The sequence below is a fragment of the Ferribacterium limneticum genome (assembly GCF_020510625.1).
GTDB classification, from domain to species: domain Bacteria; phylum Pseudomonadota; class Gammaproteobacteria; order Burkholderiales; family Rhodocyclaceae; genus Azonexus; species Azonexus limneticus_A.
The window spans coordinates 1,402,856-1,421,230 of the sequence record NZ_CP075191.1 but is presented as its reverse complement, the minus strand read 5'-3'; the positions used below and the strand labels follow the sequence as shown (position 1 = coordinate 1,421,230).

Genomic DNA, 18,375 nt, shown 5'->3' with positions numbered 1-18,375 from the left:
AAAATTAACAACAATAACAACGCTTGCTAATAAATGTAAGCGCCCATTTTCAGGACACAGCCCCTCAGCACTTGCAGGGCTCAGGAGAGATGATGGCCAATATCGTCTGGATGCAAACCGGCGCCTGCAGCGGCGATACGATGGCCTTGCTGTGCGCCGACCGACCCAGCGTCGAAAACCTGACCCAGCAATATGGCATCAATTTTCTCTGGCACCCGTCGCTGACGGCCGAACGACGATTCGGTGATGTCCTTGAGGCCGTTACCAGCGGCCGGGAAAAGCTCGACATCCTGTGTATCGAAGGCAGTTTGATGATCGGCCCGAACGGCAGCGGCCTCTACGACACCTGGAAGGGCCAGGCCAAAATCGACATCGTCCGGCAACTCGCCCCACTGGCCACGCACGTCGTGGCGATGGGCACCTGTGCTGCCTTTGGTGGCGTTCATGCCGCCGGCCCGAACCCGACAGATTGCACCGGCCTGCAATTCATGAAAGACGAACCGGGCGGGCTGCTTGGGCCAGACTGGCGTTCGCGCAGCGGCCTGCCGGTGATCAACGTTGCGGGCTGCCCGGCCCACCCGAACACCATCACCAAGGTGCTCGCCATGCTGGCCGAGAACGAGCCGCTGAAACTGGATGCGCTCAATCGCCCATCTGCCTTCTTCGCCAGCCTCGTGCACCAGGGCTGTACGCGCAACGAGTACCACGAATACGACATCGAGGATGACGTCCTCGGCGGCCGCGCCTGCATGTTCTTCAGCCTCGGCTGCCGTGGCCCGCAGACCGAAGCGCCGTGCAATACCGAACTGTGGAACGGCCGTAGCAGCAAGACCCGCGCCGGCGTCCCCTGCTTCGGTTGTACCTCGCCCGATTTTCCATCCGACCGCGATTTGTTCGTCACGCCCAAGATCGGGGTCGTTCCCAAATTCCTGCCCCTCGGGGTCGCCCGCGCCAAATACATGGCCTACAAGAATCTGGCCCGCGCTGCCGCGCCGGAGCGGGTCGTCAAGCGTGAGATGGAACCATGAGCCGCGTTACTGTCGACATCGACCTCAACCGCGTCGAGGGCGATCTCGAATTCCAGCTTGATCTCGAAGACGGCATCGTCGTCGATGCCCGGTGCATCGGCACCCTGTATCGCGGCTTCGAGCAGATCATGATCGGCCGTGCGCCACGCGATTCGCTGGTCATCACACCACGGATCTGCGGCATCTGCGGCACCGCCCATCTCTACGCCGCCACCCTGGCACTGGAACAGATCGCCGGCATTACCCCGCCGGCCCATGCCGTGCATGTGCGCAACCTGTGCCTGATGGCGGAAACGCTGCAAAGCGATCTGCGTCAGACCTTCCTGTTTTTTACGCCGGACTTCTGCAACCCGATCTATGGCAGCCATCCGCTGGCTGGCGAACTGAGTGAGGCCTTTGCGCCACTCAAGGGCAGTGTGGTGCGCGGTTGCCTGAAAAGCACGCGCGAACTGGTTGGCATCGTCGCCATTTTTGGCGGGCAATGGCCCCATTCGACCTACATGTTGCCGGGCGGCATCACCCAGCCGGCCAACAACCGTCGGCTGCTCGATTCCCGCGATACGCTGGCGACGGTGCGCGAGTGGTTCGAGCAAACGGTGATCGGTGGCGATCTCGATGAATGGCTGGCTCTCGACAGCGGCGCCGCCCTCTTCCGCTGGCTGGCCGCCAGCCCGGCCCGCGAACGCAGTGCGTCCGGCCTGTTTACCCGCTTTGCCCGCGACATCGGCCTGCACCAGCTGGGCCGCGGCACTGGCCACCTGCTCAGCTACGGCGTCAATCACCGGCCCGATGGCAGCGGCAGCGAATTGCCGGCCGGCTTCTTCAATGCCGACACCCGGCAGATCGAGCCTCTCGACCACCTGCAGATCAACGAGCATGTGCGCCACAGCTGGTTCCTCGACTACCCCGGCGGCAAGCATCCGTGGCAAGGCGAAACCATCCCCGATCACCAGCCGGGCACCGACCGCTACACCTGGGCCAAGGCCCCGCGCTACGGTGACAAGGTGGTGCAGACTGGCCCGCTGGCCGAGTTGCGCATCGCCGGCGACCCGCTGATTACCGACCTGCTGGCCAGTGAAGGCGACAATACCTGGCTACGCCAGTTCGCCCGCCTGCGCCGAGCCGGCTGGCTGCTGAACTCGATGGACGGGACGCTCAAATCGCTGAAGCCCCTGATCAACGAGCCGCATTTTATCGATCCCGGGATCGATGTCTGGCCGGATGGCGAAAGCTACGGCATGGTCGAAGCGGCACGCGGTGCGCTGGGCCATTGGGTGAGAATCCGGAACGGTGTCATCGAAAGGTATCAGATCGTCACCCCCACCGCCTGGAATGCCTCACCACGCGACAGCAGCGGCCAGCATGGCCACTGGGAAAGCAGCATCATCGGCCTGAAGGTACCCGACCCGGAAAACCCGGTCGAGATCGGCCATATCGTCCGCTCCCATGACCCGTGCCTGGTGTGCACCGTCCATTTCATCGGCAGCCAGAAAAAAACGCATTTCAATGTCTGAACAAAAGCGGCTGCGCATCCTCTGCTTCGGCAACCCCTTGCACGGCGACGACGGCTTCGGCCCGACCGTCGGCCTGGCATTGCGGCGGAAGGCGCTGCCGCCTGGCGTAGAGGTCGTCGACTGCGGCACCCGCGGCCTCGATGCCTTGCACCTGTTCGAAGACTGCACCAATCTCATCATCATCGACGCGATGGCCGGAGAGCGCCCAGGCACGCTGCACGAACTCAGCCCACATCAGGTGCCGGTTGAAAATGCGGGCAGCGGCGGACATGGTGCCGGGGTGGGTTATCTGTTGGCAGCCGTGCGCGAGATGATCACCAAACCGCCGCTCATCAAGATCATCGCGGTCGAAATCGGCGCGGTTAAAAGCTTTTCCCCGGGGCTCTCGCTGGAAGTTGCCGCCGCAGTGAGCGAGGCTATCGAGCTCATCCAGAACTGTTGTGCCGCGATGGCCGGACATGATCCCGATGAACTGGTTAACGAACTGGACATGTTGCGGCAGGCCAACCAGGCGCTGGAAGCAGAACTGACCAAATGCACCGAGGCACTCGACCAGCTGATCAGCGAGCAGGAAAACCAGAAGGACGAACTGCGCTACCGCTCTCAGGAACTCGCCCGACTGCAAGGCACGGTTGATCGTGCCATCGACACGATGGCCGAAATCATCGTCATGCTCGGGCCGGACGGACGAGTCACCCGGGTTAACCGACTGCTTGAAATCGAACTCGGCTACACCCCGGAATCCCTGGTCAAAGGATATTTTGAAGATTGCCTCCTGCTCGCCAGCCAGAACGCCCTGCGCGCCTTGTTGCCGGCCGGCGCAAAACCGCCGCTACTGCTCAATGCCATCCGCGCCGCGGGCGGACACTTCGTCGCCGAGCTCAACTTCCGACGCGCCGATGCGACATCGGACCATGACACCGAAGGCAGCGTGCCCTACCTGGTCCACGCCAGCCTGATCCATAGCCAAGCCGGCAAACTGGAAGGCGCCATTGTCATTTCGACCAACATCTCGGTGCTCAAGGCGCGCGAAAAAGCCTTGCGCAACAACGAACGTCAGTTGCACGAAACGGCCGAAGAGCTGCGCAATCACCGCGACAACCTCGCCGCGATGGTCGAAGAACAGACCCGCGACCTGCGCCTAGCCAAGGAGCAGGCAGAAGACGCCAGTCGCGCCAAGAGCGATTTCCTGTCCAACATGTCGCACGAAGTGCGCACCCCGCTCAACGCCATTCTCGGGCTTTCCGACATCTGCCTGCTGACGCCGCTCAACCCTCAGCAAAATCAGTATCTGAGCAAGATCCGGCTGGCGGCCGACCATCTGCTCGGCATCATCAATGACATTCTCGACTTCTCGCGTATCGAGGCCGGCAAGCTCAGTATCGAAAAACTAAGCTTCGAGCTGCCAGTCCTACTGGAAGAAATCAGCGACCTTTTGATCGGCCGGATCGAAGAAAAAAACCTGGAACTCTGCGTCGATATTGCCGCCGAGGCCACCCGCAGTTTCGTCGGCGACCCGCTGCGCCTCAAGCAGATAATCATCAATCTGCTCGGCAACGCCATCAAGTTCTCGGACAAGGGCAGCATCCTTCTTGGCTGCTCGCTCGAAAGCACCGAGCGCAGCGGCAGCTTGCTGCACTTCTCGGTCACCGACGAGGGCATCGGCATTTCGCAGGCCCAGCAGGACATGCTCTTTTCTGCCTTCAGCCAGGCGGATACCTCCACCACCCGGCGCTTTGGCGGATCCGGCCTGGGGCTGGTGATTTCCAAGCGCTTGGTCGAACTGATGGACGGCCGCATCTGGCTGGAGAGCGAGGCCGGCAAAGGCAGCACCTTCCACTTCACGGTCCGTCTCGACAACGCCCCCGATGCGCCCTTGCTGCTGGACCAGCTGCGCAGCCATCTGGCCCCACATGCCGGACGCACCCTGCTCATCGTCGACGACAACCCGGTCGCGGCCAGGACTCTGGCCACCCAGTGCCGCCAACTCGGCCTGCAAACCGAAACCTGCCCATCGGGCGAGTCTGCACTGACCGCACTGACTCGACCGGGCACCCACTACCTCGCGGTACTGGTCGACTGGCACCTGCCCGTTGGCATGGATGGCTTGGAAACCGTCAAGGCCATCCGCAGCATGTTGGGCACGCAGGCACCGCCGCTGATTCTGATGAGCGCCCAGAAAACGTCAGACGCCAGCATCCTCCGCGACCAGCCAGCCGATGCACTGCTGCTCAAGCCATCCAGCGTGCGCCACCTTTACGCCGCCATCGCCCGTCCACTAAACCTGCCGGAAATTGCCATGCAGGCTTTGGCGGCACCGGCCCTTGATCTCTCCGGCATCGCGCTGCTCAGCAACACCGATATTCTGGTGGTCGACGATATCGAGCTCAATCGAGACCTGATGCGCGAACTATTCGCCACCGCCGGCCTCAATATCCGCCTCGCCAGCAATGGCCGAGAGGCGATCGTCGCGATCCACCAGAAAAAGCCCGACCTGGTTCTGATGGACTGCCAGATGCCGATCATGGACGGCTTCACCGCGACCCGCCAGCTTCGCGCCCAGCCGCAATACGCCACGCTGCCGATCATTGCCCTGACCGCCGGTGCGCTCGATCACGATCGCGAGCAATGCCTCGCCGCCGGCATGAACGCTTACGTCACGAAGCCGGTCAATCTCGAAAAGCTGCTCCGCGTCATCGCCGACCAGCTTTCACTGGGCGCCGTACCGCCCATGCCGGAGCGGCCCGCACCATTGCCGCCGCCCCCCAACGCGGCCACGCCGGCACCACGCCCCGAAACCACCAAATTGCCGGAACTGCCCGGCATCGATGTCGCCGGCGGGCTGATGCGAGTTCGCAACAAGGCCGATTTTTACTGCCGGATGCTCATCAAGTTCCGCGATACCCATGGTGCCGCCCTGTCGGCCGAGCTTCGGGCGGCCCTGGACGACGGCAATCGCCCGGAAGCCATTCGCCTGGCGCACTCGGTCAAGGGCATCGCCCTCAGTCTTGGTATTGACGGGCTTGGCGAACGTGCCTTGAACCTCGAAATGAAACTTAAAGACCCAACGGCCACCGACGTTTCAGCCGAGGTCGAGCTATTGCTCAGCGAACTGGCCAAAATCCGCCAGGTCTTGCAGGCGCTGGGCTGACAGCGCGCCAGTCGGCCCTTGAGTCGCCGGCTTGCTGCACCCCAAACCGGGTGACAGACAAATCAATAACAATCCCTGAACAAGTAATCAGCATAATGCGGATGGTATGTTATCGTCAGTCACCGGCATACACTAATGGCATTTAGCTCACATTTAGCGCTTTTTGTCGCCAGACACTGCCCCCCGTTTTGACACTATTTCAACGCAGCAGCTACATCATGGCCAAGCAATCAGAATTGCACCGAAGCAACAGAAAACCGGCCGCGGTTTCCACCGTCTGGCTTGCTGCAATGCTGGTGTTTTCCAGTCTGACCGCGCTGTTGGGATACGACCTGTACAACTCGTACAAGCGCGAATACGCCAGCGTTCAACGCGACTCCGAGAACCTGACCGGCGTGCTGGAAAGGCAGTTCACGGCAAGCGGTGAAAAAATCGACATCGTGCTGCGCGAGGCGGTCCATGAATACACGCCCATTGTCACCGGCGCGGCGTGGCGTGATGTTTTGAAGGCCAACCGGGATCTGCTGCGGCGCGAGGCGGTTGTTCCCGAAACACAGGATGAAAGCCTTCGCGTCATTGATGCCAAGGGGCGAGTCATTTTCAGCGCCGCCGATTCGGCGACACTGCCCGAAGTGAACGTGGGTGACCGCGCCTACTTCCTGAAACAGAAAGCCAATCCAACGGCAGGCCTAGTCATTTCGGAGCCGATACTGTCCAGATTCACGGGTAAATGGCTATTCACGCTGAGCCGTCGCATCAACCACCCGGATGGCCGCTTTGCCGGCATCGTCCAGACGGCGATGCGCGCCGACTATTTCCAGAACGCCTTCAAATCGATCGACATCGGCGAAAACGGTTCGATTGCCATGTTTTCCAACGATTTTCGCCTGGTTGCACGCTACCCCATCCTGGATGCACTGCTCGGCAAGCCTTTCGACCTGACGGAGATCAAGGCCGGATTCGACAAAGGGGAAAGCATCGGTTCATACCAGGCGGTCTCCCGTGCCGACGGAATGGAACGGCTGTATGGCTATCGCCGGCTGGAGACCTTGCCTCTGGTCATCTCGCTGGGCGTTGCCCCGAAAGATTTTCTCAAGGACTGGGAGCGCAAGGCCTGGATCTATGGCATCAGCTGGCTGGCCTTCGGCGTCGCACTCATCGTGCTGATCCGCCTTGCCGAGCGGCGATCCTGGGAAATCGAGAAGTTGAACGGCCGGTTGGCTGAACAAGCCGATCGTTCCGAAGCCGCCAGTCAGGCGAAAAGTAATTTCCTGGCCAACATGAGCCACGAAATACGAACGCCGATGAATGCCATCATCGGCCTGACCCACATTCTCAGGCGCGACAAGGTGACACCGGCCCAGGGTGAAAAACTGGCCCGCATTGCCGGTGCTGCCGATCATCTGCTATCGGTAATCAACGACATTCTCGACCTTTCCAAGATTGAAGCCGGCAAGGTGGAACTGGAAAACGAAAATTTCTCGCCGGAGGAAATGCTGCAGCGCATTTGCAACATCGTGGTACTCCGCGCCCAGGCCAAAGGCATCGAACTCGTCGTCGATGCCGGCGACCTGCCGCCACTGCTGAATGGTGACGTAACCCGGCTGGGTCAGGCGTTGTTGAATTACCTCGGCAATGCCGTCAAATTTACCGAAAGAGGTTCGATCGTACTGCGCGGCAAAATCGCCGAAGAGACTGCCACGGATGTGCTTGTCCGCTTTGAAGTCGAGGATTCCGGTATCGGCATCCCCCCCGAGCACCTCGGTCGCCTGTTCTCCGCCTTCGAGCAGGTCGACACATCAAGCACGCGGGGCTTTAGTGGCACTGGTCTGGGCTTGGCAATTTCGAGACATATCGCCACCTTGATGGGTGGTGAAGCAGGAGCCAGCAGCACACCGGGCAAAGGCAGCACCTTCTGGCTGACTGCCCGCCTGGGCAAGGCCCATCAGGAGCCTAGCCCGCTATCGACCGAATTGGCCGGACTGCGCGCCCTGGTGGCAGACGACCTGCAAATCACGCAGATGGTGCATTGCCACCTACTCCGCCAACTAGGCCTGTCGCCGGAAGCCGTGGTATCGGGACCGGCGGCAATTGCCGCCATCGAGAAAGCCGACGCCGAGAATGACCCGTTTTCCATTTTGCTGCTCGACCTGCTGATGCCGGGCCAGGGCGGCATGGATACCCTGGCCAAGATCCAGAAGCTGCCACTGAAACACCCGCCGATCTGCCTGCTTGTAACCGCCTCCGGCGATACCGGCATCGCCATTTCGGCGCGCGCTGCCGGATTTGCCGATGTGCTGGTCAAACCGATCAATCACTCGATTCTCAAGAACGCGCTATCGGCGCATTTCGCCTTGTCCCCCACCCCGGCCAACCGGAAAAAGGCAGGCCCGGAGCAAATCCTGCGCTGGGAACACGCTGGCGCAAAAATCCTGCTCGTCGAGGACGAGCCGATCAATCAGGCCATTGCCCGGGAATTTCTTGAAGAGGCGGGACTCGACGTCAAAGTAGCCAATGATGGCAAGGAAGCGCTTGAAATGGCCGAAAGCGGAGCATTCGACCTCATCCTGATGGATATGCAAATGCCGGTCATGGACGGCCTGCAGGCCACCCGCCTGATTCGTGCGCTACCCGCCTATTCGGCAGTCCCGATCATCGCCATGACCGCCAACGCCTTCTCCGAAGACCGCGCCCAATGCCAGCTTGCCGGCATGAACGACTTCATGAGCAAGCCCGTCGAGCCACACATGTTCTTTTCGACCCTGCTGAAATGGCTGGCGCCTGGAAAAACATCAACCGGAAATACGGGACCATTGCCCCCTACTCAGCCGAGGTCTGGATCATCGGTTTGACCCGGCTACCACGCCCGGCCCGGGTCCATAAAGTTTGACCCAGCCCGGGTAGCCGTCCGAGACAAGCTTGACCTGCTTGTAGCCGAGCTTGACGGCCTTTTCGGCCGAATCGAAACTCAAGCTGGAAGCCGAACCCTCGCAGTAGAAATACAAAGGTCTGTCCTTGTCGGCCGGCAAGCGATCGCGCATCTTCTCGAAATCTGCATCCGGCAGACTGATGGCGCCCGGAATATGGCCCTTGTCGTATTGGCGCTCTTTCGGACGCGAATCGATCAGCGTCAACGGCAGGCCTTCGTCGAGTTGTTTTTTCAGGAATGGAATCGATACGCTACCCATGTGGCCGCTCTTGATCCAGCCCGGATAGCCGGCAGCATAGACCTTGATGTTGGTGTAGCCGCGCTCTTCGGCCTTGAAGGCTGCGTTGTGACTCAGCATGCACTCGACGCCGTCGCAATAAAAAATCAGCAAGATTCCCTTATCCCCGGGCAAGCGATCGACCAGCTTGTCGAATTCCCTTTCCGGCAAATTCATCGCGGTCGGGATGTGCCCCGGAGCGAAGCGACGCGCTGTCGCACGGGCATCGATGATCTGGACGCCATCCGGCTTGGGCAGCACGGCATATTGGGCCACGAAATCAGTATCGACCAACTGCTCGAACCAGCCGTCCTTGACGTCGAGGGTCGTAGCCTCGTCGGCACAGGCTGCGCCAACGATGATCTCGCCAGGTGCCGCCGCCAGAGCTGCAAGCAGACCCATGCAAAGCAGATTTGGATAAAGCTTCATGTTCGCCCCTTGAATGATCACCCTGACTCAGTTTTCCCGGCGCCGGAAGACCCAGCTTTTGTCATCGGAAACGTCCGGCACGAAAGCATAGCCATCGTAGTCGAATTCCTTCAAGCCATCCGGCTCGGTCAGCCGGTTGTCCACCACGTAGCGAGCCATCAAGCCCCGCGCCCGCTTGGCGTAGAAGCTGATGATCTTGTATTTGCCGTTCTTCCAGTCCTCGAACACCGGCTGAATCACCTCGCCATTGATCTTGCGCCCGACCGCAGCCTTGAAATACTCCTCGGAAGCGAGGTTGATCACGACCGGTCGGGACATCTCGGCCAACTCGGCATTGATTGCATCAAGCAGACGCTCGCCCCAGAAGGCATAGAGATCCTTGCCCGCCTTGTTGGCAAACTTGGTGCCCATTTCAAGGCGGTAAGGCTGCATCAGATCGAGCGGTTTGAGGATGCCGTAGAGCCCGGAGAGGATGCGGACGTGCTGCTGGGCGAAATCGAGGTCTTCGGCCGATAGCGTTTTCGCGGCCAGCCCGTCGTACACGTCGCCGTCGAAGGCGAGCACGGCCTGCTTGGCGTTTTCCGGCGTAAACGGTAGCGACCAGTCGGCATAGCGGTTGAAATTGAGCAAGGCCAAGGGATCGGACAAGTCCATCAAATTGGCGATGTCGCCCGGCGACAGCTTGCGCAATTGCTTGATCAGCGTTTCCGACTGCTTCAGATACGCCGGCTGCGTGAAGGTGGCGACATGCGGTGCTGTCTTGAAATCCAGCGATTTGGCGGGGGAGAGAAAAATAAGCATGGTCGTGACTCTTGGGAAACTGAGGTTTGTGCTGTGCGCCATTTTAGCGGCTGGTAAAATCTCATCTTTGAATTTTCTGGAACACCGATGAAACGCACCCGCTTTGGCTCACGCGACCGTCTTTCCCGCGACGCAGCCGAACTGCAACGTCTGGCCGCCGGCCTTTCCGAATCCGGCGGCAAGCTGGAAGACGCCTACTGGGAAGCGCAACTGGCCGAAGTCGTCGACAGCCTGTTGAAAAATGGTGCCGAAGATGACATCAATACCGCCCTCGACCGCCTGTTCGAGGCCAACCCGCGCGGCCATGACGAACTGGCCGACATGGTCGAATCGCGGGCTGAAACCAATCGCCTGGAGGCCCTGGGCCAAACCTTCGACATCCAGCTCTTCGCCGCGCCGGTGCTGGCCTGGTCGCGCTTTTCCATCCCCGCCTGCCCGCTGCCCAAGAGCACGCTGCAGGCGCTGGCCGTGCAACTCGGCGCCCATGTTTTCGGCGGCGATGCCCGACTGGCAATCGCCGATTTCCTGTTCAGCCCCGACCAGTTGCCGCGCAGCTTCTGCGACACCTGGCAACTGACCCGCGAACTGGGCGAAGCCGCGCTGGCCGGCAACCATCTGGCCGTCGACACGGCCGGCATGGCCGAAACCAACCGTTTCCTGTCCGATGTCCGCTACATCGTCGGCGCCATCGCCGTGCCTCACGGCAAGCCGCTATTCCGCTGGAACGAGGCAGATGGCAACCGCGAAGCCTCGCTCAAGGATTGGATCAAGCAAGGCAGCCCGAACCTCGAACCGCTGCTCACCGGCTGCGCCTGGCAACCGCTGCTCGCAGACTCCTACCACGCCGCCTGCCGCAATGCCGACCGCCTGTCCCGCCCCTATTCGCTGAAGGCCTCGGTCGCCTTCCTGCAGACCATGCTCGGCCTGATGCCAGCCGACATCCGCGCTGTCGTCGGCCCCTGCTACGACCGCCGGATGGAGGAATACCGCGTCAGCCTCGGCCCGACGACCGGCGACGAGATCTACCACGGCATCGTCTGGCCGCTGCTCGGCGCCGAAGACGAAGCCACCGATGCGGCCGGCGAGATCGAAGCCGTGCTGCGCGAAACCGGTGTCAAGGAAGTGCTCTTCCTCGACCATCATTTCCCGATGGAATTCTGCGACGACTGTGGCGCCCCGCTCTTCCCCAACCGCGAAGCCGAACTGGTGCACGCCGAAATGCCGGAACAGCCCACCGCCAACTCGCAAGTCCTGCATTGATGGCTCCAACCCCGTCATTCCCACGGCTCCGTCATTCCCGCGCAGGCGGGAATCCAGGGATTCCGGACGACTGGATTCCTGCCGTCGCGGGCATGACGAATTGAAACCATGACCCAATCCTCCAACGCCGACTGGCTGGCCCGCAGCCAGGCCGCCGTCTGGCACCCGTGCACGCAGATGCAGCACCATGCCCAGACGGCCTCGCCCGGCCATCTGCCGCTGATTCCCATTGCCAGCGGCAAGGGCGCCTGGCTCTACGATTTCGACGGCAAGCGCTACCTCGACGGCATCAGCTCATGGTGGACCAACCTGTTCGGCCACGCCAATCCGCGCATCAACGCGGCACTGAAAGACCAACTCGAAACCCTCGAACACGTCATGCTGGCCGGTTTCACGCACCAGCCGGTGGTCGAGCTTTCCGAGCGTTTATCGGCCTTGACCGGCGGCGCCCTCGGCCACGCCTTCTACGCCTCGGACGGCGCCTCGGCCACCGAGATTGCGCTGAAAATGAGCTTCCACTACTGGCGCAATGTCGGCCGGCCCGGCAAGGCTCGATTCCTTTGCCTGCAAGGCAGCTACCACGGTGAAACAGTCGGCGCGCTGGCCGTCACCGACGTTGCCATTTTCAAGGATGCCTACGCGCCGCTGGTGCGCGCTGCAACAGTCATTCCCTCGCCCGATTTCCGCCTGGCCGAAACCGGCGAATCACCGGCCGACGTAGCCCGCCGCGCGGCGGCCGGACTTGAGGCTCACCTCGAAAAGCACGGCGAACACATCGCCGCCCTGATCGTCGAACCCCTGGTCCAAGGCGCCGCCGGCATGGCGATGTACGACCCGGAATACCTGCGCCTCGCCCGCCAACTGTGCGACCGCTACGAAGTTCACCTGATCTGCGACGAAATCGCCGTCGGCTGTGGCCGCACCGGCACCTTCTTCGCCCACGAGCAGGCCGGCATTCGCCCCGACCTGATGTGCCTGTCGAAAGGCATCTCCGGCGGCTACCTGCCGCTGTCCATCGTCCTGTCCAGCGACACGATCTACAACGCCTTCCTCGACGACTCCGTCGCCCGCGCCTTCCTGCACTCGCACAGCTACACCGGCAACCCACTGGCCTGCCGTGCCGCACTGGCGACGCTCGACATCTTCGAATCCGATGATGTTCTGGCCGCCAACCGCCAGAAATCAGCCAAAATCAGCGCCGCCCTTGCCCCCTTGGCCAACCACCCGCAAGTCAGACACCTGCGCCAGCGCGGCATGATCGCCGCCTTCGACGTGGCCACCGACGACCCGCACTTCTCCCGCAAGTTCTACCGCGCCGCACTGGATCGTGAGGCGCTGATCCGCCCGATCGGCAACACCGTCTACCTGATGCCGCCTTACATCATCGGCGACGAGGAAATCGACCACCTGGCCCGCGCCATCAATGGCGCACTAGCGGCAGCACTTTAAGCGGCAACTTGCACAATCCCCGGCTTTGTATTACCGTTAATACACCCCATCCCGGAGCCATGCCATGACGACTACCGTTCGCATTCCCCGGCGTCTCGAGCAGGCACTGGCCCGCTATTGCGTGGAAACCCGTCGCAGCAAGTCCGAGGTAATCATAGAGCTTTTGGAGAAGCGCTTTACCGCAGAGGCTCCGCTCAAAACCCCCTATGAACTAGCTTGCGAAGCGGGGTTCGTCGGTGTCCTCGCGCTGGATGAAGATTCGGCCGAAAACAGCCGTAACACCGTCCGCGCCGCCATCGCCAAAAAACACGGACGCCAGCCCGAATAATGGAAATTTTGCTCGTCGACACCGGCCCCTTGGTGGCCATCGCCAATAAACGCGACAAATTTCACAGCAGCTGCTCGGAATACCTCAAAAACTATCGGGGCCGCCTGCTCACCACCTGGGCCGTGCTCACCGAGTTTGCCCACTTGGCAGATTCAATCAATGCCACCTTGCCGCTCTATCACTGGATCGAACGCGGCGGACTTGAACTGATGCCGCTGGGCCGTGACGAGTTGGTTTCGGCCATCGACTGGATCGAACGTTACGCCGACCGACCGATGGATCTGGCCGATGCTTCTCTCGTCGTCGCCGCCCTCAAAACCGGCTGCGCCAAAGTCTGGACGCTGGATCGCGCCGATTTTGAAACCTACCGCCTCCCCGGGCGCAAACATTTCACCCTGGTTTGACCGATGAGCATTGAAACCCGCCTGACTGCCGAACTCGCCGACATCGCCGCCGCCGGCCTGACCCGCCGCCGCCGCGTGCTGGATACACCTTGCGGCCGGATGGCCACGGTCGATGGCAAAAATGTGCTGAATTTCGCCAGCAATGACTACCTCGGGCTGGCCGGCAATGCCGACATCGCCCAGGCGCTGGCCGACGGCGCCCTGAAATGGGGGGCTGGCAGCGGTGCCTCGCATCTGGTCAGCGGCCATCTCGGGCCGCACGAGCAGCTTGAAAAGGAAATCGCCGAATTCACCGGTTTTCCGCGCGCCCTGACCTTCTCCACCGGCTACCTGGCCAACCTCGCCGTAACGCCGACCCTGGCCGGCCGCGGTGATGCAGTGTTTGCCGACAAACTGAACCACGCCTCACTGATCGACGCCATGCAACTGGCCAAGGCGAATGGCGCCGATGTCCAGCGCTACCCGCACAACGACGTCGCGGCACTGGAAAAGATGCTGGCCGCCAGCACCGCAGCACACAAGATTATCGTCACCGATGCCGTGTTCAGCATGGATGGCGACCTCGCGCCGCTGCCTCTGATCTTTGCGCTGGCCGAACGCTACGATGCCTGGCTGGTCATCGACGACGCCCACGGTTTCGGTGTCCTCGGCCGCGAAGGCAAGGGCAGTTTGGCCCACTTCAACCTGCCCGCCTCGCCGCGCATCCTGTTGATGGGCACGCTGGGCAAGGCGGCTGGCGTCGGCGGTGCTTTTGTCGCCGGCTCCGAAACGGCCATCGAATACCTGCTGCAGAAGGGTCGCAGCTACATTTTCACCACCGCCCAGCCGCCGGCCATCGCCTGTGCGCTCGCCAAAAGTCTGCAGATGATCAGGAACGGCGATGCCCTGCGCGCCAACCTGATGGCCCGCATCGGGCAGCTACGGGACGGCTTGGCCGGCCTGCCACTGAAACTGCTGCCGTCGTTGACCGCCATCCAGCCACTGATCGTCGGCGACAACGACGCCGCTGTTGCCCTCTCGAAAGCCTTGTGGGAGCGCGGTCTGTGGGCGCCTGCCATTCGCCCGCCAACGGTCCCAAAAGGTACGGCCCGGCTGCGCATCTCAGTGTCCGCAGCCCATACCGAAGCAGACATCGCCCAATTGATCACCGCCTTGAAAGAACTCGCATGAGCGCTCCCCTTGTTTTCCTGCCCGGCTGGTGCGTTGGCCGCACGCCGGTCAAAGCCACCGTCGACGCCCTCGAGGGCGAGATCTTCGACCTACCCGGTTATGGCAACGCACCGCTGATCGCTGATTTCTATGCCGCAGCTGACGACATTGCCGCTCGCCTGCAACCCGGGACAACGCTGGCCGGCTGGTCGCTCGGCGCCCAACTGGCGCTGGCTGTTGCGGCCCGTCATCCGGACAAGGTTGGCAAGCTGGTTCTGGTGGCCGGCACCACTTCCTTCGTCCAGCGCGACGGCTGGCCGCATGCGATGGCCCCCGAGATGCTGGCCGAATTTGCCGCCGGCATCGCGGCCGATGTCGAGGCCATGCTGCCGCGCTTCGTCGGTGGCTTCAATCGCGGCGACGCCCGCGCCAAAGCCGTCACGCTCGAACTGCTCCAGCTGGCTGATCCTCGCCCCGCCGCCGAGGTCCTGGCCACCGGCCTCAACTGGCTACGCGACATCGATCTGCGCGACATCGCCCCGCAGGTCAAGGCGCCGACCCTGCTCATCCATGGCGCAGCTGACCCGCTGATGCCGCTCGGTGCGGCCGAAGCACTTGCAGCGTTGATTCCCGGAGCCCAACTGGCCGTCTTCGACGACTGCGCCCACGCCCCCTTCATCTCCCGACCTGACGACTTCCTCGCCACGGTACGTCGCTTCCTGAATGACTAGTGCCATAAAACCAAAGGCGGGAACCCGACCTTCCAAGGCGCGCATCCGGCAATCGTTCGAACGCGCCGCCCCGACCTACGATAACGCCGCTGCCATCCAGCGCCGCATCTGCACCCGACTGGCTGAAGGCCTGCCGAACATCACCCCGGCCCGTCTGCTCGATGCCGGCTGCGGCACCGGCTATGCGCAGGCCGACCTGCAGGCCCGCTTCCCGGACGCCCATGCCGTCGCCCTCGATCTCTCGCCGGGCATGCTGCAACACGTGGCCAGCCCTTGCTGTCGCGTTGCCGGCGATCTGGAGCATCTGCCCCTGGCAGACGACAGCCTGGATCTCTACTGGTCCAGCCTCGCCGTGCAATGGTGCGATCTGGCGATTGCGCTGCATGAAGCGCGACGCACTTTGCGGCCTGATGGCGCTGTTGCGCTGGCCAGCCTCGGCCCGGCCACCTTCCACGAATTGCGCCATGCCTTTGCCGACGTCGACGCTCACCGCCATACCCTGAGCTTTCATAGCCCGGACGAAATCCGGCGCCTGGCCAGTGCCGCCGAGCTGTCCGCCATCGACATCAGACGCAGCACCGAAATCGCCCACTACGCCGACTTCAAGACGCTGCTCCGTGCCGTCAAGGCAATTGGGGCCAATCAGCTTGGCGACGGCCGGCGCACCAGCCTGATGAGTCGTTCCAGCTTCCAGCAAGCCGAGGCGGCCTGCGAACAGCTCCGCACTCCGGCCGGCCTGCCGCTAACCTACGATGTGATTTACCTCTACGCCCGCAAATGAGTCCAGCCTACTTCCTAACCGGCACCGATACCGAAATCGGCAAGACCTTCATCACCTGCGCCCTGCTCCAGCGAGCCGGGCTGGATGGCCTGAAGGCGGCCGGCCTGAAGCCGATTGCCGCCGGCACCGATGCGGCGGGGTTGAACGATGACGTCGAAGCCATCCGCGCCGCCAGCAATATCGAACTGCCGCGTGAAATCATCAATCCTTATTGCTTCAAGCCGGCCATAGCCCCGCATATCGCGGCGGCAGAAGCGCATGTCTGCATTGAATTCGAACCGATCAAGGCGGCCTGCGAGCAGGCACGACAGCAAGCCGATCTGGTCATTGTCGAAGGCGTCGGGGGATTTTGCGTACCGCTGGGTGATGGCTACGGCACAGCCGATCTGGCGGTCGAACTTGCCCTGCCGGTCATCCTGGTCGTCGGCATGCGGCTGGGCTGCATCAACCATGCGCTACTGACGGCGGAAGCCATTGCCAACCGGGGCCTGAAACTGGTCGGCTGGGTGGCCAACCGCATCGATCCGCAGATGTCGCGTTTCGATGAAAACCTGGCCACTTTAAAAACACTGATCGCGGCACCACTGCTCGGCGTTGTCCCGCATGGGCCGCAGGGAGGCGCCATCGGCGCCGCCGGTTTCCTGCAATTACCGGGCGCTTAGCACCGTCGCCACTTCGCGCAAGCGCTGTTGCAAGCCGGCCACCGCATCGCCAAGACCATCGATCTCGCCATTCCTTGCCTGCTTCTCGACCAGCATGGCCTCAGCCGCTCCGTCCTCATCCGAAAAAGTCGCCAGCAAGCCCTTGATGGTATGGGCTTCGCGCTGCAGGGTCTGACTGTCACCAGAAGCATAGGCCGAGGCGATGGCGGTGCAGTTGTTGTCCACATCCTGTAGATACATGTCGACCATCATCGAATAAATATCCTCGTCGCCACCCAGGCGCTCGAGAATCGATGCTCGATCCAGAACAAAAGCTGTTGCCATCCTCTTCTCCATTCAACGCCCGTTGCCGTAGGCAAAGTTCGTTGCCAATACGTTCAGATTTGCGGAATTTCCTCGTCGCGGAAGCGCTGACGAATTTCCAGAATTTGTTCCCAACCGGCCAGAAATGCTTCGATGCACAACGGGTCGAAATGCTTGCCACGCCCGTCTTCAAGAAACTTGCAGGCATCGTCCAGCGACCAGGCGCGTTTATACGGCCGCTCCGAAGTCAGGGCATCGAAAACATCGGCCACGGCGACAATGCGCCCGAACAACGGAATCTGGTTGCCCTTCAGGCCCAATGGATAACCGCTGCCATCATATTTCTCATGATGTGAAATCGCCACTTCCGCCCCGGCGCGCATGATTTCAGAACGACTGTCCTTGAGCAGCTCATGGCCAATCCGCGAATGCCCCTTCATCACCTCGAACTCCTCCGGGGTCAGCTTGCCCGGCTTGAGCAGGATGTAGTCCGGAATGCCGATCTTGCCCACATCGTGCATCGGCGCCGCTTCAAGCATCAGTTTCTGGATGGTGGGGCTAAGGTCCAGGCCCTGGGCAATGATCTGCGAATAATGCGCCATGCGCTGGATGTGTGCCCCGGTCTCCGGATCGCGAAATTCGGCAGCGCGCGAAATACGGAAAATCAGCTCCTTTTCGCGTTCGCGGATTTCTGCGGTGCGTGCCTCGACCAGCGCCGAAAGATGCTCGGCGCGGTCGGCCAGAAATTTCTGGCCGGTGCGCAGCGACAGCATGTTGCGGGCCCGGGCCGAAAATTCGATGCGATCGATCGGCTTGGTCAGGAAATCATTGGCGCCACCGAGCAGGGCATCGTAGCGAATGTCCTTTTGATCGTTGGCCGTGATCATCAGCACCGGAATCTCGTTCCGCCCGTGCAGGGCACGGAAAGCACTGATGAAACGCAGGCCGTCCATATCAGGCATCATGTAATCGACAATGACCAGATCGGGTACATTCTCGCGGCACCATTCAAGAGCGGCGATGGGCTTGTCGAAAAGGATCGGGCTGCAGTCGCCCAGTTTGAGCACCAGCGCCTTGATCAGTGTCAGGTTGATGTCACTGTCATCGATGATCAGGACGGTATGCATGAGCTCTCTTGCTTGCGGTTCAGTAGTTTTCGGCAGTATATAATGCCCCGCC

At 61.7% G+C, this 18,375-nt stretch carries 16 protein-coding genes; 12 read left to right on the top strand and 4 right to left on the bottom strand.

Annotated elements, in window-relative coordinates; genetic code table 11:
* Positions 1–89: 89 nt before the first annotated feature.
* The 4 genes from KI617_RS06785 to KI617_RS06770 all read left to right on the top strand — a co-directional run bounded on the left by KI617_RS06785 (position 90) and on the right by KI617_RS06770 (position 8,545).
* Positions 90–1,028, top strand: a complete 939-nt coding sequence (locus tag KI617_RS06785) for an NADH-quinone oxidoreductase subunit B family protein (protein ID WP_226451251.1) — start codon at positions 90–92, stop codon at positions 1,026–1,028.
* Positions 1,025–2,542, top strand: coding sequence for a nickel-dependent hydrogenase large subunit (locus KI617_RS06780; protein WP_226451250.1), 1,518 nt, complete (start codon positions 1,025–1,027; stop codon positions 2,540–2,542). The genes KI617_RS06785 and KI617_RS06780 overlap by 4 nt, the downstream gene beginning before the upstream one ends.
* Positions 2,535–5,693, top strand: coding sequence for a hydrogenase maturation protease (locus tag KI617_RS06775; protein WP_226451249.1), 3,159 nt, complete (start codon positions 2,535–2,537; stop codon positions 5,691–5,693). Before KI617_RS06780 ends, KI617_RS06775 begins: the two co-directional genes overlap by 8 nt.
* Positions 5,694–5,911: 218 nt before the next feature.
* The gene (locus tag KI617_RS06770; RefSeq protein ID WP_226451248.1) at positions 5,912–8,545 is read left to right on the top strand and encodes a hybrid sensor histidine kinase/response regulator; all 2,634 of its coding nucleotides are present in this window, start codon (positions 5,912–5,914) and stop codon (positions 8,543–8,545) included.
* On the opposite strand, the gene KI617_RS06765 is transcribed toward KI617_RS06770, so the two are convergent.
* On the bottom strand, positions 8,534–9,328 hold the full coding sequence (locus tag KI617_RS06765; protein WP_226451247.1) for a rhodanese-like domain-containing protein: 795 nt from the start codon (positions 9,326–9,328) through the stop codon (positions 8,534–8,536). The two genes, KI617_RS06770 and KI617_RS06765, sit on opposite strands and share 12 nt — an antisense overlap.
* A 27-nt stretch (positions 9,329–9,355) precedes the next feature.
* Positions 9,356–10,129, bottom strand: coding sequence for a peroxide stress protein YaaA (yaaA, locus tag KI617_RS06760; protein ID WP_226451246.1), 774 nt, complete (start codon positions 10,127–10,129; stop codon positions 9,356–9,358).
* 87 nt (positions 10,130–10,216) lie between these two features.
* Here yaaA and KI617_RS06755 point away from each other — a divergent pair, with 87 nt between their 5' ends.
* The 8 genes from KI617_RS06755 (at position 10,217) to bioD (ending at position 16,893) form a co-directional block, all read left to right on the top strand.
* Complete coding sequence (locus KI617_RS06755; protein WP_226451245.1) at positions 10,217–11,389, top strand: DUF2863 family protein; 1,173 nt, start codon at positions 10,217–10,219, stop codon at positions 11,387–11,389.
* A gap of 108 nt (positions 11,390–11,497) precedes the next feature.
* Positions 11,498–12,838 carry an adenosylmethionine--8-amino-7-oxononanoate transaminase gene (gene bioA, locus KI617_RS06750; RefSeq protein WP_226451244.1) on the top strand — a complete coding sequence of 447 codons (1,341 nt, stop codon included), beginning with the start codon at positions 11,498–11,500 and terminating at the stop codon, positions 12,836–12,838.
* A 64-nt stretch (positions 12,839–12,902) separates the two neighbouring features.
* Entirely contained in the window at positions 12,903–13,166 is a 264-nt protein-coding gene (locus KI617_RS06745; RefSeq protein WP_226451243.1) for a hypothetical protein, read from the top strand.
* Positions 13,166–13,570, top strand: a complete 405-nt coding sequence (locus KI617_RS06740; protein ID WP_226451242.1) for a type II toxin-antitoxin system VapC family toxin — start codon at positions 13,166–13,168, stop codon at positions 13,568–13,570. The genes KI617_RS06745 and KI617_RS06740 overlap by 1 nt, the downstream gene beginning before the upstream one ends.
* A 3-nt stretch (positions 13,571–13,573) precedes the next feature.
* Entirely contained in the window at positions 13,574–14,740 is a 1,167-nt protein-coding gene (gene bioF / locus KI617_RS06735) for an 8-amino-7-oxononanoate synthase (RefSeq protein WP_226451241.1), read from the top strand.
* Positions 14,737–15,450, top strand: coding sequence for an alpha/beta fold hydrolase (locus KI617_RS06730; RefSeq protein ID WP_226451240.1), 714 nt, complete (start codon positions 14,737–14,739; stop codon positions 15,448–15,450). The genes bioF and KI617_RS06730 overlap by 4 nt, the downstream gene beginning before the upstream one ends.
* A complete protein-coding gene (gene bioC / locus KI617_RS06725; RefSeq protein ID WP_226451239.1) occupies positions 15,443–16,231 on the top strand; it encodes a malonyl-ACP O-methyltransferase BioC in 789 nt (262 codons plus the stop codon). The genes KI617_RS06730 and bioC overlap by 8 nt, the downstream gene beginning before the upstream one ends.
* Positions 16,228–16,893: a dethiobiotin synthase gene (gene bioD / locus KI617_RS06720; protein ID WP_226451238.1), complete on the top strand. Its 666-nt coding sequence runs from the start codon at positions 16,228–16,230 to the stop codon at positions 16,891–16,893. The genes bioC and bioD overlap by 4 nt, the downstream gene beginning before the upstream one ends.
* Here the strand turns inward: bioD and KI617_RS06715 are convergent.
* Together KI617_RS06715 and KI617_RS06710 are read right to left on the bottom strand one after the other, a co-directional pair.
* A complete protein-coding gene (locus KI617_RS06715) occupies positions 16,879–17,217 on the bottom strand; it encodes an Hpt domain-containing protein (RefSeq protein ID WP_226451237.1) in 339 nt (112 codons plus the stop codon). The genes bioD and KI617_RS06715 overlap by 15 nt on opposite strands.
* 53 nt (positions 17,218–17,270) lie before the next feature.
* Positions 17,271–18,323 (bottom strand): HD domain-containing phosphohydrolase, encoded by a 1,053-nt coding sequence (locus tag KI617_RS06710; RefSeq protein ID WP_226451236.1) that lies wholly within the window; start codon positions 18,321–18,323, stop codon positions 17,271–17,273.
* Positions 18,324–18,375 lie beyond the last annotated feature (52 nt).

Excerpts from the sequence above, each read along its gene's own strand:
- bioF (WP_226451241.1), top strand. The coding sequence starts at position 13,574 with ATGAGCATTGAAACCCGCCTGACTGCCGAACTCGCCGACATCGCCGCC.
- bioA (WP_226451244.1), top strand. The coding sequence starts at position 11,498 with ATGACCCAATCCTCCAACGCCGACTGGCTGGCCCGCAGCCAGGCCGCC.
- KI617_RS06785 (WP_226451251.1), top strand. The coding sequence starts at position 90 with ATGATGGCCAATATCGTCTGGATGCAAACCGGCGCCTGCAGCGGCGAT.
- KI617_RS06740 (WP_226451242.1), top strand. The coding sequence starts at position 13,166 with ATGGAAATTTTGCTCGTCGACACCGGCCCCTTGGTGGCCATCGCCAAT.
- bioC (WP_226451239.1), top strand. The coding sequence starts at position 15,443 with ATGACTAGTGCCATAAAACCAAAGGCGGGAACCCGACCTTCCAAGGCG.
- KI617_RS06755 (WP_226451245.1), top strand. The coding sequence starts at position 10,217 with ATGAAACGCACCCGCTTTGGCTCACGCGACCGTCTTTCCCGCGACGCA.
- KI617_RS06745 (WP_226451243.1), top strand. The coding sequence starts at position 12,903 with ATGACGACTACCGTTCGCATTCCCCGGCGTCTCGAGCAGGCACTGGCC.
- KI617_RS06770 (WP_226451248.1), top strand. The coding sequence starts at position 5,912 with ATGGCCAAGCAATCAGAATTGCACCGAAGCAACAGAAAACCGGCCGCG.
- KI617_RS06780 (WP_226451250.1), top strand. The coding sequence starts at position 1,025 with ATGAGCCGCGTTACTGTCGACATCGACCTCAACCGCGTCGAGGGCGAT.
- yaaA (WP_226451246.1), bottom strand. The coding sequence starts at position 10,129 with ATGCTTATTTTTCTCTCCCCCGCCAAATCGCTGGATTTCAAGACAGCA.
- KI617_RS06710 (WP_226451236.1), bottom strand. The coding sequence starts at position 18,323 with ATGCATACCGTCCTGATCATCGATGACAGTGACATCAACCTGACACTG.
- KI617_RS06775 (WP_226451249.1), top strand. The coding sequence starts at position 2,535 with ATGTCTGAACAAAAGCGGCTGCGCATCCTCTGCTTCGGCAACCCCTTG.
- KI617_RS06715 (WP_226451237.1), bottom strand. The coding sequence starts at position 17,217 with ATGGCAACAGCTTTTGTTCTGGATCGAGCATCGATTCTCGAGCGCCTG.
- KI617_RS06765 (WP_226451247.1), bottom strand. The coding sequence starts at position 9,328 with ATGAAGCTTTATCCAAATCTGCTTTGCATGGGTCTGCTTGCAGCTCTG.
- bioD (WP_226451238.1), top strand. The coding sequence starts at position 16,228 with ATGAGTCCAGCCTACTTCCTAACCGGCACCGATACCGAAATCGGCAAG.
- KI617_RS06730 (WP_226451240.1), top strand. The coding sequence starts at position 14,737 with ATGAGCGCTCCCCTTGTTTTCCTGCCCGGCTGGTGCGTTGGCCGCACG.